This window comes from Achromobacter sp. MYb9 (genome assembly GCF_002975275.1).
In the GTDB taxonomy this organism is placed as follows: domain Bacteria; phylum Pseudomonadota; class Gammaproteobacteria; order Burkholderiales; family Burkholderiaceae_B; genus Achromobacter.
On sequence record NZ_PCOQ01000014.1, the window covers coordinates 78,897 to 92,198 of the forward strand.

At 65.9% G+C, this 13,302-nt stretch carries 12 protein-coding genes; 9 read left to right on the forward strand and 3 right to left on the reverse strand.

Going from position 1 to position 13,302, the window contains the following annotated elements; all coding sequences use genetic code 11:
• Positions 1-21: 21 nt before the first annotated feature.
• Positions 22-963, reverse strand: coding sequence for an ornithine carbamoyltransferase (gene argF / locus CQ050_RS19615; protein WP_105558556.1), 942 nt, complete (start codon positions 961-963; stop codon positions 22-24).
• A gap of 14 nt (positions 964-977) precedes the next feature.
• A complete protein-coding gene (locus CQ050_RS19620; RefSeq protein WP_105558497.1) occupies positions 978-2,195 on the reverse strand; it encodes an aspartate aminotransferase family protein in 1,218 nt (405 codons plus the stop codon).
• 179 nt (positions 2,196-2,374) lie between these two features.
• Here CQ050_RS19620 and CQ050_RS19625 point away from each other — a divergent pair, with 179 nt between their 5' ends.
• Positions 2,375-2,665: a DUF3579 domain-containing protein gene (locus CQ050_RS19625; protein WP_013392635.1), complete on the forward strand. Its 291-nt coding sequence runs from the start codon at positions 2,375-2,377 to the stop codon at positions 2,663-2,665.
• Between the two features lie 120 nt (positions 2,666-2,785).
• On the opposite strand, the gene CQ050_RS19630 is transcribed toward CQ050_RS19625, so the two are convergent.
• Positions 2,786-3,505, reverse strand: a complete 720-nt coding sequence (locus CQ050_RS19630) for a GntR family transcriptional regulator (RefSeq protein ID WP_105558498.1) — start codon at positions 3,503-3,505, stop codon at positions 2,786-2,788.
• Positions 3,506-3,753: 248 nt separating this feature from the next.
• On the opposite strand from CQ050_RS19630, the gene CQ050_RS19635 reads away from it, so the two are divergent.
• The 8 genes from CQ050_RS19635 (at position 3,754) to CQ050_RS19670 (ending at position 12,889) form a co-directional block, all read left to right on the forward strand.
• Positions 3,754-4,491 (forward strand): aspartate/glutamate racemase family protein, encoded by a 738-nt coding sequence (locus CQ050_RS19635; protein WP_105558557.1) that lies wholly within the window; start codon positions 3,754-3,756, stop codon positions 4,489-4,491.
• A 96-nt stretch (positions 4,492-4,587) separates the two neighbouring features.
• Entirely contained in the window at positions 4,588-6,165 is a 1,578-nt protein-coding gene (locus CQ050_RS19640; protein WP_105558499.1) for an ABC transporter substrate-binding protein, read from the forward strand.
• Positions 6,166-6,245: 80 nt separating this feature from the next.
• Positions 6,246-7,238, forward strand: a complete 993-nt coding sequence (locus CQ050_RS19645) for an ABC transporter permease (RefSeq protein WP_105558500.1) — start codon at positions 6,246-6,248, stop codon at positions 7,236-7,238.
• Positions 7,228-8,169: an ABC transporter permease gene (locus CQ050_RS19650; protein WP_105558501.1), complete on the forward strand. Its 942-nt coding sequence runs from the start codon at positions 7,228-7,230 to the stop codon at positions 8,167-8,169. The genes CQ050_RS19645 and CQ050_RS19650 overlap by 11 nt, the downstream gene beginning before the upstream one ends.
• 26 nt (positions 8,170-8,195) lie before the next feature.
• Positions 8,196-9,389, forward strand: a complete 1,194-nt coding sequence (locus tag CQ050_RS19655; RefSeq protein ID WP_105558502.1) for an amidohydrolase family protein — start codon at positions 8,196-8,198, stop codon at positions 9,387-9,389.
• The gene (locus CQ050_RS19660; protein ID WP_233214167.1) at positions 9,386-10,876 is read left to right on the forward strand and encodes an amidohydrolase family protein; all 1,491 of its coding nucleotides are present in this window, start codon (positions 9,386-9,388) and stop codon (positions 10,874-10,876) included. Before CQ050_RS19655 ends, CQ050_RS19660 begins: the two co-directional genes overlap by 4 nt.
• Positions 10,873-11,913: an ABC transporter ATP-binding protein gene (locus tag CQ050_RS19665; RefSeq protein WP_105558503.1), complete on the forward strand. Its 1,041-nt coding sequence runs from the start codon at positions 10,873-10,875 to the stop codon at positions 11,911-11,913. Before CQ050_RS19660 ends, CQ050_RS19665 begins: the two co-directional genes overlap by 4 nt.
• A complete protein-coding gene (locus CQ050_RS19670; protein WP_105558504.1) occupies positions 11,903-12,889 on the forward strand; it encodes an ABC transporter ATP-binding protein in 987 nt (328 codons plus the stop codon). Before CQ050_RS19665 ends, CQ050_RS19670 begins: the two co-directional genes overlap by 11 nt.
• Positions 12,890-13,302: the final 413 nt, after the last annotated feature.

The following is a 13,302-nucleotide window of genomic DNA, read 5'->3' on the forward strand; positions in this document are numbered from 1 at the left end:
CCTTTTTGGTTGCCTGCAGGCTTACTTGATCTGGCCCAGCAGCAGGAATTCCATCAGCGCCTTTTGCACGTGCAGGCGGTTTTCGGCTTCGTCCCAGACCACGCTTTGCGGGCCGTCGATGACTTCACCGGTGACTTCCTCGCCGCGGTGGGCAGGCAGGCAGTGCATGAAGACGGCTTCGGCGTCGGCCGCGGCCATCATTTCGGCATCCACGCACCAGTCGGCGAATGCGGCGCGGCGTTCGTCGTTTTCGGCTTCGTAGCCCATGCTGGTCCAGACGTCCGTCGTGACCAGGTGCGCGCCTTGGCAAGCCTCCATGGGGTCCTTGAATTGGCGCAGGACGTTGGGCGACGGCGTGCCGATGCGCGCGGCTTCAAGTTCGTAGCCGGCGGGCGTGGACACGTGCAGCGTGAAGCCCAGCATTTCGGCGGCGTGCAGCCACGTGTAGGCCATGTTGTTGGCGTCGCCCACCCAGGCCACCGTCTTGCCGGCGATGGGCCCGCGATGCTCGATGTAGGTGAAGATGTCCGCCAGGATCTGGCAGGGGTGGAACTCGTTGGTCAGGCCGTTGATGACCGGCACGCGCGAGTGCGACGCGAAGCGTTCGATGCGGGTCTGCTCGAACGTGCGGATCATGACGATGTCGACCATGCGCGAAATGACGCGCGCGGTGTCTTCGATGGGCTCGGAACGGCCCAGCTGGGAATCGTTCGAGGTCAGGTTGATGACCGAGCCGCCCATCTGGTACATGCCCGCTTCGAACGACACGCGGGTGCGGGTGCTGGCTTTTTCGAACACCATCGCCAGCGTGCGGTCGTGCAGCGGCATGTGGGGTTCGTAGCGTTTGAATTTTTCTTTGATCAGACGCGCGCGGTCCAGCACATACGCGATCTCGGCGGACGAAAAGTCCTTGAACTGGAGAAAATGCCGCAACGGGCCGTTTTGAGTCGTGGGAGGAGTCATGGTGATGTCGCAGGTCATTGGACCCGGCCGGGCTCGTGGCCCGGGCGGGAATGGGATGTTTCGGCCAGGAATTGTTGGATGAGCGGGACCAGTGTGCTGACGATCTGGTCTGCCTCTTGCTTGTTCAGGATCAAAGGCGGCAGCATGCGGATGACGCGGTCGCGCGTGACGTTGATGAGCAGGCCGGCCGCCAGCGCGCGCGCGGCCAGAACGCCGCAGGGACGCGCCAGCTCGATGCCCAGCATCAGGCCGCGACCGCGAACCTCGGCGACGCCATCGGTGCCGGCCAGGGCTTGTTGCAGCGCGTCTTTCAGGTATGCGCCCACGGTATGGGCGTTGTCCAGCAGACGCTCGGATTCCAGGGCGTCCAGCACGGCCAGGCCGGCCGCGCACACCAGCGGGCCGCCGCCGAACGTGGTGCCGTGGCTGCCCGGGGTGAAAACGCCCGCGGCAGGGCCTGCGGCCAGCATCGCGCCAATCGGCACGCCGCCCGCCAGGCCCTTGGCCAGCGTCATGACGTCGGGCGTGATGTCCGCCCACTGGTGGGCGAACCACTTGCCCGTGCGGCCGATGCCGGATTGCACTTCGTCGATCATCAGCAGCCAGCCGCGCTCGGTGCACAGGCGGCGCACTTCCTGCAGGTAGGCGATGTCGGACGGACGGATGCCGCCTTCGCCTTGCAACACTTCCAGCAGCACCGCCGCGGTACGCGGTTCGGCGTCGCCGGCGGCGCGCACGGCATCGATGTCGTTGTAGGCGACCTGGATGAAGCCGGTCGGCAGCGGTTCGAAGCCCTTGCGCGCCTTGTCGCTGCCGGTGGCCGCCAGCGTGGCCAGCGTGCGGCCATGCCAGGACGAATCCATGGTGATGATGTGGGCGTGCTTGTTGCCGCGCTGGTAAGCGTAATAGCGCGCCAGCTTGATCGCCGCTTCATTGGCTTCCGAGCCGCTGTTGTTGAAGGCGACTTCCTGCATCCCGGACAACGCCGTCAGGCGCGCGGCAAGCGCCGCCTGTTGCGGCACTTCATAGATGTTCGAGGTATGGATGACGCGCGCGGCCTGCTCGCTGATGGCGGCGACAAGCTTCGGGTGGGCATGGCCCAGGCACGACACGCCGATGCCGGCCAGCGCATCGAGGTACTTGCGGCCGTCGGCATCCCACAACCAGACCCCCTGGCCGTGCGTGAACGCAACCGGCAGGCGGGAATAGATATTGGCCAGAGGCGAGGTCATTGCGGATCCTCCTGGGGGATTACCAAAAATGCCGGCCCTTTTTTTGGGGTGTTTCTTGTAAGAAACGCCATTTGGAAGAGGGCAAAGGATCAATCATATACAATTCGCGGCGCAGGGCGCATGTTTGATCACGCCGAAGATCCGGCTTTCGTGAAAGGCGCGCTGTAGTGAAAGAACTCATGGCAACTCGCGTCAGACAATTCGTAATTCATGGCGTTACCGAAAGCGGTAGCCGATTCCGCCCCAGCGATTGGGCGGAACGGCTCGCCGGCGTAATGGCACAGTTCCGGCCCGCCGGCTGTGCCGGTAACCACCTCACTTATTCGCCCTATGTGCTGCCCGTCGTCATCGACGGCGTGCGCGGAATCGTGGTCGACCTGCGTTTGCGCGACCTGGAACCGCTGGCGTACAAGTTCGTGGTGGATTTCGCTCGCGACAACAACCTCAAGACGGAAGAACGCGAAATCTAGGCCCCAGAACCGAAAAGCGCCCCGACCGGGCGCTTTTCTCATTCTTGGGGGCCACCCTGCTCGCCCATCGGGCGGGCACGCCCCTAGGCGCCGCATCCGCGCGCCAGGCCCCGATCAGACTCAGGTCCCGTAGCGGTCCAGGATCTTGCGGATGTCGCGCACCCCCGAGCCATCCGTGCTCAGCAGCGCCCGTGCCGTGACGGACTCCAGGTGATGCTCCAGCAGATGCAGCACGTGTTTTTCATCGCGTGCGCGCAGGCCTTCGACGATCTCCATGTGCTCGCTGACCGCGCACTCGCTGGAATGGGGGCGGCCGTATAACGCCAGGATCAGTGAACAGCGCGAGACGATTTCGTTCACGTAGCGGGCGTACACCGCATTGCCCGACAGCTCCGCCATCAGGATGTGGAATTCGCCCGACAGGCGGATGGATTCGTTCGTGCTGTTGCGCTTGCGGGCTTCTTCCTCTTGCGCCACGTGCTGCGCCAGGCGCGTCAACCCCGCTTCAGTGATGTGCTGCAGCAGCCGACGGGCCACATCGCGCTCCAGGCAGCGGCGCGCCTCGAAGATGTCGTGCGCCTCTTCCAGGCTGGGGCGGGCCACGGCGGCGCCCCGGTTCGGCCGCAGATCCACCAGGCCTTCGCTGAATAGCCGCGTCAACACTCCCCGAACGATGGTCCGGCTGACGCCGAAGCGCTCGCCGATGACGTCTTCTGGCAGCTTGTCGCCCGGCAGCAGGGCTTGTTCGATGATGGCCCGGCGCAAATTAATGTATACGATTTCGCTGCGGTTTATGTCTTTCTTGGCGGGCTCGTTAGCCGGCGGCGCGAGAGGTTTCATCTTCTTCTTAGGCTCCTGTGCATGCGCATTTTCATTGTGTCGGAAAAGCTCCGGCATCCGCTGCCGGCGCGCACGGCGGGGTGTAGCAAGCATACTACACCGGGCGATAAGGGTTAGCGATAGCTTGAAGGCAAGACTGAAACGCGTACATTGTCGGCATAAATCGTATACAAATATTTATACAAAATTGGTCGGGATTATCCTGTTTCTGCATTTTGTTTGTATACAAAATGACCGAGGTTTGTTCCATGTCCGCCACGCCCGACGCCGTCGCCTTCGATCGGCCCGCTTTCACGCCATACCGCTTGCTGGTGATCAATGGCAACACCACGTCTGACCTGACCCGCAGCCTGGGCGAGCAGGCTCGTGCTTTCCTGGGGGGCGCGGCGCACGTGCATGCCGTCACGGCCGCGTTCGGGCCGGCCTACATCGCCAGCCGCGTCGAGGCGGCGGTGGCCGCCCATGCGGTACTGGAAACCGTCGAACGCGAAGTTGCCCTGGCCGAGGCCCCGTTCGACGCCTGCCTGCTGGCCTGTTTCGGTGAACCCGGCATTGGCGCCGTGCGCGAATGCCTGCCGGTGCCGGTCGTGGGCATGGCCGAGGCCTCGATCATGGCCGCCATGCAGCGCGGCGACCGCTACGCCATCGTGACGGTGGGCCAGCGCTGGCCCGGCATGCTGCGCGAGCAGATCCGCCAATTGGGGCTTGAGTCCCGTTGCGCCGGCATCATCGCCTTGCCCGGCAACGCGCTGGACTACGTATCGCGTTCGCCCGAGTCGGCCGCCGAAGTCAGCCGCGCGCTGGATGGCGCGGTGGCGCAGGGCGCCGACGTGGTGATCGTGGCGGGCGCGGCGCTGGCGGGCTACCTGCCCGCGCTGCCGCGCCGGCCAGCCGTACCCATCATCGACTCGTACCGGGCGGCGCTGGCCCAAGTATTGGCCCTGGCCTCGCTGGACCGGGCGCAGCGCCTGTACGCCCCAGTCTGACCCGCCCGACCCGATCGCTTCACACATCGCGCCGGGCCCGATCCCGGCGACAGCAAACCGGTATTTCAGACCGATAGACAAGGGAGAGTTGCAGCCATGAAGACGTTGCTTAAATGGACCGCCGGGGCCGTGATCGCGCTGTCCGCCATCACCGGGGCCTCTGCCGCCAACACGCTGAAGTGGGGCGCCGCGCGCGACCTGGATTCGCTGGATCCGTATTCCTACGGCAGCACCTTCAATCTGGCGTTCCTGAACCATGTGTACGAAGCGCTCATCCGCTACGACGACAAGTTCAACATCACGCCGGCGCTGGCCGAGTCCTGGGAGGCCACGTCGCCCACCGTGCTGCGCTTCAAGCTGCGCCAGGGCGTGAAGTTCCACAACGGCGCGCCGTTTACCGCCGACGACGTGGTGGCTTCGATGACCCGGGTGTCGGACGTCGCCTCGCCGCTGAAGGGCAACCTGCCGGCGTTCAAGTCCGTGCGCAAGGTCGACGACTTCACGGTCGACATCGAGATGACGCATCCGTACCCGTTGATGCTCAATGACCTGACCAACATCTTCATCTTCAATCGCCAGTGGCTGGTGGACAACAACAGCACCAAGCCGACGGACGCCGCGAAGAAGATCGAAGGCTATGCCACGCACAACGCGAACGGCACCGGCCCGTTCAAGGTGGAGTCGTACCGCCCCGACACGCGGACCGTGCTGGTCGTGAACCAAGCCTGGTGGGACACGCCGCGGCACAACCTGGATCGCATCGAATTCACGCCCATCGCTTCGGCGCCGACGCGGGTCGCGGCGCTGTTGTCGGGCGACATCAATTTCACGGAAAACGCGCCGCTCCAGGATCTGGACCGCCTGCGCGCCGCGCCGAACGTGAAGGTGCTGGCGGCCACCGAACTGCGCACGCTGTACTTCGGGTTCAATCTGAGCGACAAGCTGGTCGGCTCCAATATCACGGACAAGAATCCGCTGAAGGATGTGCGCGTGCGCCAGGCGCTGTACATGGCGCTATCGCCCGATCTGCTGCAAAAGCGCGTGATGCGCGGCCTGTCGCGCACGACGGGCGCATTGGTGGCGCCCACCATCCCGGGCTACGAGGCCAAGCAGGACGAGCGCCTGCCATTCGACGCCGCCCGTGCCAAGAAGCTGCTGGCCGACGCGGGATATCCCGACGGCTTCACGCTGTCCCTGCTGTGCTCGAACGATATGTTCGTGAACGAGGAAGAGCTGTGCCAGGCCGCGGCGTCGATGTGGGCGAGGATTGGCGTGAAGGCGACGCTGGCCAGCGGCCCGCGCTCGCTGCAAAACCCCAAGCGCTCGCGCGGCGAGTTCGATATCACCATCCATGGCTGGGCCAACGAGCCGCAGATCGACGCGCTGTCGATCCTGCTGCAGGTGATGCACAGCCGCACGGGGCCTGCCGGCGTCTTCAACTGGGGGCAGTGGGGAGACGCGGCGCTGGACGCGAAGATCGACGCGGCCGCCGCCGAGATGGACCGTCCGAAGCGCATCCAGATGATGGCTGAGGTATTGCAGACCCTGCATGACGACGTGCGCTTTTTGCCTTTGCACCAGCAGCCCATGGCCTGGGCCGTGGGCAACAAGGTGGGCGACGTGCTGCAGATGCCGGACAACAAGGCCCGTCTGTGGAATGTGCGCATGCAGTGATGCGTGCCTGAGCGGGCTGCCGCGTGCCGATCGGGGCGCGGCGGCCTGGAGTCCGACATCGGGTCTGAAGGGAGCCGCACATGCTGGCATTCATTGTTAGACGGGTCGTAAACGCGGTTGGCGTGATGCTGGCGGTGGCGTTGCTGGCCTTCGTGATTTTCCGTTTTGTCGGCGACCCCGTCGACATGATGCTGAACGAGCAGGCCTCGCAGACGCAGCGCGATGAACTGCGCGAGCGGCTGGGGCTGAACGCCTCGGTGGGCATGCAGTTCGTCCACTTCGTGACGAATGCGGCGCAAGGCGAGTTCGGCATTTCGTACCGCAACCAGCAAGACGTGTTCGCGCTGGTGGCTGAACGCTTTCCCGCCACGTTCGAACTGGTGATGATGGCGACGCTGCTGTCGCTGGTCATTGGCGTGCCGCTGGGCGTCCTGACGGCCATCTACCGCAAGTCGCGCGTGGCGCAGGCCTTGCAGTTCGTGTCCATTCTGGGCATCTCGCTGCCCAGCTTCGTGGTGGGCATCATGTTGATCCTGATCTTCTCGGTCCAGCTGGGCTGGCTGCCCGGTTTCGGCCGCGGCGATACGGTGAAGACCGGTGGATGGTCCACGGGCCTCTTGACGCCGTCGGGCCGCGCGGCGCTGGTGCTGCCGTCCATCACGCTGGCGCTGTTCCAGATCACGCTGATCATGCGGCTGGTGCGGGCCGAGATGCTGGAGACGCTGCGCACCGAATTCATCAAGTTCGCGCGGGCGCGCGGCCTGCCCGACAGGGTGGTGCATTTTCGGCTGGCGCTGCGCAACTGCCTGATGCCCGTCATTACCGTGACCGGCATGCAGATCGGCAACCTGATCGCGTTCGCGCTGATCACGGAAACGGTCTTCCAGTGGCCGGGCATGGGCCTGCTGTTCATCCAATCGGTCATGTTCGTGGACATTCCCGTCATGGCGGCCTATCTGGTGATCGTGTCCTTCATCTTCGTGGCGCTGAATACGCTCGTGGACATGATGTACGGCGTGGTGGATCCACGCCTGCGCAGTCAGCACGTCAAAGGAGGCGCCAATGCTCACTAAACCTTTTTCGGGCGGCGCGCAGAGCCGGCTGTCCCGCTTCCTGCAAAGCGATTTGTGGTGGAGCCTGCGGCACGACTACGTGGCGATGGGCGCGGGCGTCGTGCTGCTGGTGGTGGTCTTGCTGGCGCTGTTCGCGCCGTGGATCGCGCCGCAGAACCCCTATGACCTGGCACAGCTGGACCTGCTGAACGCCGAATTGCCGCCGTTCTGGGTGGAGGGCGCCGACCCGCAATTCCTGCTGGGCACGGACACGCAGGGCCGCGATGTGTGGTCGGCCATCCTGTATGGCTCGCGCATGTCTTTGGTGATCGGCCTGGCGACGGTGGTGCTGTCATTGGCGATCGGCCTCTTGGTGGGGCTGGCGGCGGGCTACTTCGGCGGCTGGATCGACAACGCGCTGATGCGGCTGGGCGACACGCTGCTCAGCATCCCGACGATTCTCGTGGCCATCCTGGTGACGGCCGTGTTCCGCCAGTTGCTGCCGCCGGGGCTGCGCGAAACGCTGTCGTCCGTCATCCTGATCCTGGCGATCTCCATGACCAACTGGGTGCAGTACGCCCGCACGGTCCGGGCCTCGGCGCTGGTGGAACGGGGCAAGGAATACGTGCAGGCGGCGCGGCTGATCCGCGTCAGTCCCTTGCGCATCATGCTGACCCACATCCTGCCCAATACGCTGACGCCGGTCATGGTGACCGCCACGCTGAACCTGGGGCTGGCCATCCTGATCGAGGCCACGCTGAGTTTCCTGGGCGTGGGCATGCCGCCCACCGAGCCGTCGCTGGGCACGCTGATCCGCCTGGGCAACCAGTTCCTGTTTTCGGGGCAATGGTGGGTCGTGGTTTTCCCCGCGCTGTATCTGAGCCTGATCGTGCTGGTGGTGAACCTGCTGGGCGATTGGCTGCGCGACGCCCTGAATCCCCGTTTGCGCTGAAGCGCATCGTTCAATAGAGGACAAGCATGGAAAATGCAACGCTGTATACCCACGTGCGTCCGGCGGGCGGCGAACCGACGTCGGTACTGGTGCGCGACGGGCGCATCCACGCATGGGGGGGCGCGGCCCCCGCCGACGTGCCGGTCGTGGATGGCGGCGGCGCCCTGTTGCTGCCGGGGCTGATCGACGCCCACGCGCACCTGGACAAGACGATGTACGGCATGCCCTGGTACCGCAACGAGGTGGGGCCGCGGCTGATCGACAAGATCGAGAACGAGCGCGCCGAGAAGAAGCGCCTGGGCATCGACCCGTACCGCCAGTCGGCGCGGCAGATCGTGATGTCGATCGCGGACGGTACCAGCCATATTCGCAGCCATGTGGATGTGGACACCGACATTGGCCTGGCCGCGATCGAAGGCGTGATGCGCGCCCGCGAACAATATCGCGACCAGATCGATGTGGAACTGGTGGCCTTTCCGCAGAGCGGGCTGTTGATCCGCCCGGGTACGCTGGAGCTGATGGACGAGGCCCTGCGCATGGGCGCGGAAGTCGTGGGCGGGCTGGACCCGGCGGGCATGGACCGCGACCCGAAGGGACATCTGGACGCCATCTTCGGGCTGGCCGACAAGCACGGCAAGCCGATCGACATCCATCTGCACGAAGCGGGCGAACTGGGCGCGTTTTCGATGCAGATGACGATTGACCGCGTGCTGGCGCTGGGCATGCAGGGCAAAGTCACCCTATCGCACTCGTTTTGCCTGGGCATGACCGACACGCAGGCGGTGCAGGCGCTGACCGACGGGTTGCTGCAAGCGGGCGTCCACATCATGACGACGGGTTCCGCATCGCGTCCCGTGCCCAACGTGGCGCGCCTGCGCCAGGCGGGCGTCACCGTCTGTACCGGCAACGACGGCATGCGTGATACCTGGGGCCCCTATGGCAAGCCGGATATGCTGGAACGCACGATGCTGGTGGGCCTGCGCAATAACTTCCGGCGCGACGACGAACTGGCGCTGGCATTGGACGTGGCCACCTACGGCAATGCGCGGGTCATGAATCTGGCGGACTACGGGCTGGAACCCGGCTGCCAGGCGGACTTCGTGTTGGTGGATGCCGAAACGGTCGCAGAGGCAATCGTGTCGCGGCCGGTCCGCAAACTGGTGGTCAAACGTGGCCGCGTGGTCGCGCGCGACGGCCGCGCGCTGGCGGAGGCGCCATGATGCGCGCCGCCGAAGGCCCCATCCTGCTGACCGCGCGCTGGGTGGTCGGCCACGAAAACGGGCGCCACTGCCTGTACGAGAACGGCGAAGTCGTCTTCGAAGGCAATCGCATCGTGTATGTCGGCCACCGTTATCCGGGGCCGGTCGCGCGCCGCCACGACTACGGCCGCGCGGTGATCGGCCCGGGTTTCGTGGACCTGGATGCGTTGTCCGACCTGGACACGACCATCCTGGGCTTCGACAATTCCCCCGCCTGGCGCAAGGGCCGCATTTGGCCGGATACCTATATGAAGCGGGGGCCGTACGAGATGTACACCCCCGCCGAATTGGCTTTCCAGAAGCGCTACGCCTTCGCGCAGCTGATTCGCAACGGGATCACCACGGCACTGCCCATCGCATCGCTGTTCTACCGCGTCTGGGGCGAAACGCGCGACGAGTTCCTGTCGGCGGCCGACGCCGCCGGCGAACTGGGGCTGCGCGTGTATCTGGGCCCGGCTTACCGTAGCGGCCATACGTATGTGGACGGCGAGGGCAAGATCCGCTGCCACTACGATGAGGCGCGTGGCATGGCGGGTCTGGCCGACGCGGTCGCATTCTGCGACGAGATCGAAGGGCGCCACGGCGGCCGCGTGCGCGCCATGCTGTCGCCCGATCGCATCGAGACGTGTACGCCCGGGTTGTTGCGTGCGTCGGCCGCCGCCGCGCGCGAGCGTGGCATCCCGATCCGGCTGCATTGCTGCCAGTCGCGCCTGGAATACGACCTGGTGCTGGAGCAGCACGGCATGAGCCCGCCGGAATGGCTGCAAAGCCTGGACTTCCTGTCCGAACGCGCCTTGCTGCCGCATGGCACCTACGTGTCGGGCTCGCGCCATATCGACCGGCCCGGGCACGATATCGAGATCATCCGCGACGCGGGCGCCAGCATCGTGCATTGCCCGCTGGTGTCGGGACGCCACGGCGCCACGCTGGAATCGTTCGCGCGCTACCGCAAGCTGGGCGTGAACATCGGCATGGGCACCGACACCTGGCCGCCCGACATGGTGTTGAACATGCAGATCGGGATGATGCTGTGCCGGGTGGCGGACGGCACGACCGAAGCCGTGCGCTCGGAGGACTATTACGACGCCGCCACCGTCGGCGGCGCGGATGCCCTGGGGCGGCCAGACCTGGGCCGGCTGGCGGTCGGCGCCAAGGCCGACATCGTGGTGTTCGATTTCTCGCACGACCGCAATGGCCAGATGATCGATCCGATCCAGACGCTGATGGTCAGCGGCAGCGGGCGCGACGTGTCGCAGGTGATCATCGACGGCCGCTTTGTGATGGTGGACGGCCATATCCCCGGCTTCGATGCGCGCCTGGCGCAAGAGCAGGCGCAAGCGCAGTTCGACGGCCTGGTCGCGCGCTACCCCGATCGCACCTGGGGCCATCCCCCGGCCGACCAGATTTTCTCTTCCAGCTATCCGCGTCCCGCAAGGAGCCCGTCATGATGGCCATCCTGTCCCGCTCGGCTACGCCCGAGGCCAACGCCACGCCCGCTGGCACGCCGACCCTGTCCGTGCGCGACCTGTCCGTGGAATTTCCGACGCGGCACGGCGTCCTGGTGGCCACGCGTGACATCAGTTTCGATATCCAGCCCGGCGAGGTCCTGGGCATGGTGGGTGAGTCAGGCGCGGGCAAATCACTGACCGGCATGGCGGTGATCGGCCTGCTGGAGCCGCCCGGCCGGCTGGGCAGCGGCGAGATCCATCTGGCGGGCAAGCGCATTGACAACTTGCCGCCGAAGGCGCGCCAGCGGCTGCGCGGCAAAGAGATCGGGGCGATTTTCCAGGACCCCTTGACCAGCCTGCATCCGCTGTTCACCGTCGGCGACCAGTTGGTCGAGACCATCCGCCATCACGACAAGTCTTCCGCCGCCGCGGCGCGCGCCCGTGCGCTGGAACTGCTGCTGGCCGTGGGGATCCCGGCGGCCGACAAGCGCATCGACCACTATCCACACCAGTTTTCCGGCGGCATGCGCCAGCGCGTGGTCATTGCGTTGGCCTTGGCGGCGCGGCCCGCGCTGATCATCGCTGACGAGCCCACGACGGCGCTGGACGTGTCCGTGCAGGCGCAGATCACCGCGTTGCTGCGCCGGTTGTGTCGGGAGCAAGGCACTTCGGTGCTGCTGGTGACCCACGACATGGGCGTGATTGCCGAGACCGCCGATCGCGTGGCGGTGATGTATGCGGGCCGCATCGTCGAGATCGGCCCGGTGCTGGACGTGTTGCGCCGTCCCGGCCATCCCTACACGCAGGGCTTGATGAACGCCATCCCCGGTCTGCGCCAGCGCGCCGAGCGCCTGAACCAGATCGACGGCGCCATGCCGCGGCTGCACGCGATGCCCGAGGGCTGTGCATTCCATCCCCGCTGCGCCATGGCAGGGCCGCGCTGCGCGCAAACACGCCCGCCGCTGGCCGCATCCCCGGCAGGCGCCACGGTCAGCGCCTGCTGGCTGCATCAAGGAGGCGTCGCTCATGCCGCGTAACGATGATCTGCTGTTGCGGGCCGACGACCTGGCCTGCTGGTTCGATGTGTCGCCGCCCTGGCTCGAGCGGACGCTGTCGCGCCAGCCCGAGCAAACGCTGAAGGCGGTGGACGGGGTGTCGCTGGCGGTGCCGCGAGGCACCACGCTAAGCATCGTCGGCGAATCCGGCTGCGGCAAGTCCACGTTGGCGAAACTGCTGGTGGGCCTGGTCGCCCCGACCCGTGGCAGGCTGCAATACGGCCGCAACCGCAGTGGCGGCGTGTTGCACCCGCAGATGATCTTCCAGGATCCGTACGCCAGTCTGAATCCGCGCTGGCGCGTGGGCAACATTGTGGCCGAACCCATCATCACGCTGGGCTTGCGGGCCACGCCCGCCGATACGCGCCGCCGCGTCGACGAGTTGCTGGAACTGGTGGGCCTGTCCGCCAGCGACGCGGGCCGCTTTCCCCACGAGTTCTCGGGCGGCCAGCGGCAACGCATCTCCATCGCCCGCGCGTTGGCGACGGAAGCCGAATTCCTGGTCTGCGACGAGCCGACTTCCGCCCTGGACGTGTCGGTGCAGGCGCAGATCCTGAACCTGATGGGCGATCTGCAAAAGGAATTCGGCCTGACCTACGTGTTCATCAGCCACAACCTGTCGGTCGTGCGCCATGTGTCGGACAGTGTGGCGGTGATGTATCTGGGCAGAATCGTCGAACAGGCCGCGGCGGACCTGTTGTTCGATTCGCCCCAGCATCCGTATACGCGGATGCTGCTGGATACGATTCCGGATCTGGAAGACCCCAGGCGGGACCGAGAGCCGATGGGCGGCGAAGTCCCGAACCCGATCCAGCCGCCGACGGGGTGCACGTTCCATCCCAGGTGTCCGGATGCGCGCGACGAATGCCGGATCGATGTGCCGGAGGTGAGCGTCGTCGGCGGCCGCCAGGTACGGTGTCATGCGGTGAGGTGGGAGAGGAGGGCGGTGGCGGCTTAGTTGTTGTGCTGCTGGGGAGGGTGTTCTTTTGACGTCTGGCGCGTGGGTGGCCTGGGGCGCGCGGGTCAACGATTGCGGTCCGGAGCCTTCGCTCCGGACTTCCCCGTCGTCATCCTCGTGGCGGCCTGCGGCCGCTGCCTTCGGATTCCCTCGGGCTTATCGACTCCCCGCGCGCCTCAGACCACCCAAGCGCCAGACTCCAGCAGCTGTGCCCTGACGTCAGCCGGGGAGGGCGGCGTGCTTGGGGTTCCCACCAACGGCTTACGCAGCGTCTTGCGTCGTGGCCTTCTGCGCTGCGCGTGTGGGTGGGGCTGTTGATCGTGTTCGTAGGATGGGTGGAGTGCGTTCGGGTAGGCCGACGAACGCCGGTGCGCGCCGCATGAAACCCATCATCGGCGCAGGTGCATGTCATT

Excerpts from the sequence above, each read along its gene's own strand:
- CQ050_RS19640 (WP_105558499.1), top strand. The coding sequence starts at position 4,588 with ATGAAGACGTTGCTTAAATGGACCGCCGGGGCCGTGATCGCGCTGTCC.
- CQ050_RS19670 (WP_105558504.1), top strand. The coding sequence starts at position 11,903 with ATGCCGCGTAACGATGATCTGCTGTTGCGGGCCGACGACCTGGCCTGC.
- CQ050_RS19650 (WP_105558501.1), top strand. The coding sequence starts at position 7,228 with ATGCTCACTAAACCTTTTTCGGGCGGCGCGCAGAGCCGGCTGTCCCGC.
- CQ050_RS19625 (WP_013392635.1), top strand. The coding sequence starts at position 2,375 with ATGGCAACTCGCGTCAGACAATTCGTAATTCATGGCGTTACCGAAAGC.
- CQ050_RS19620 (WP_105558497.1), bottom strand. The coding sequence starts at position 2,195 with ATGACCTCGCCTCTGGCCAATATCTATTCCCGCCTGCCGGTTGCGTTC.
- CQ050_RS19655 (WP_105558502.1), top strand. The coding sequence starts at position 8,196 with ATGGAAAATGCAACGCTGTATACCCACGTGCGTCCGGCGGGCGGCGAA.
- CQ050_RS19665 (WP_105558503.1), top strand. The coding sequence starts at position 10,873 with ATGATGGCCATCCTGTCCCGCTCGGCTACGCCCGAGGCCAACGCCACG.
- CQ050_RS19645 (WP_105558500.1), top strand. The coding sequence starts at position 6,246 with ATGCTGGCATTCATTGTTAGACGGGTCGTAAACGCGGTTGGCGTGATG.
- CQ050_RS19630 (WP_105558498.1), bottom strand. The coding sequence starts at position 3,505 with ATGAAACCTCTCGCGCCGCCGGCTAACGAGCCCGCCAAGAAAGACATA.
- CQ050_RS19660 (WP_233214167.1), top strand. The coding sequence starts at position 9,386 with ATGATGCGCGCCGCCGAAGGCCCCATCCTGCTGACCGCGCGCTGGGTG.
- CQ050_RS19635 (WP_105558557.1), top strand. The coding sequence starts at position 3,754 with ATGTCCGCCACGCCCGACGCCGTCGCCTTCGATCGGCCCGCTTTCACG.
- argF (WP_105558556.1), bottom strand. The coding sequence starts at position 963 with ATGACTCCTCCCACGACTCAAAACGGCCCGTTGCGGCATTTTCTCCAG.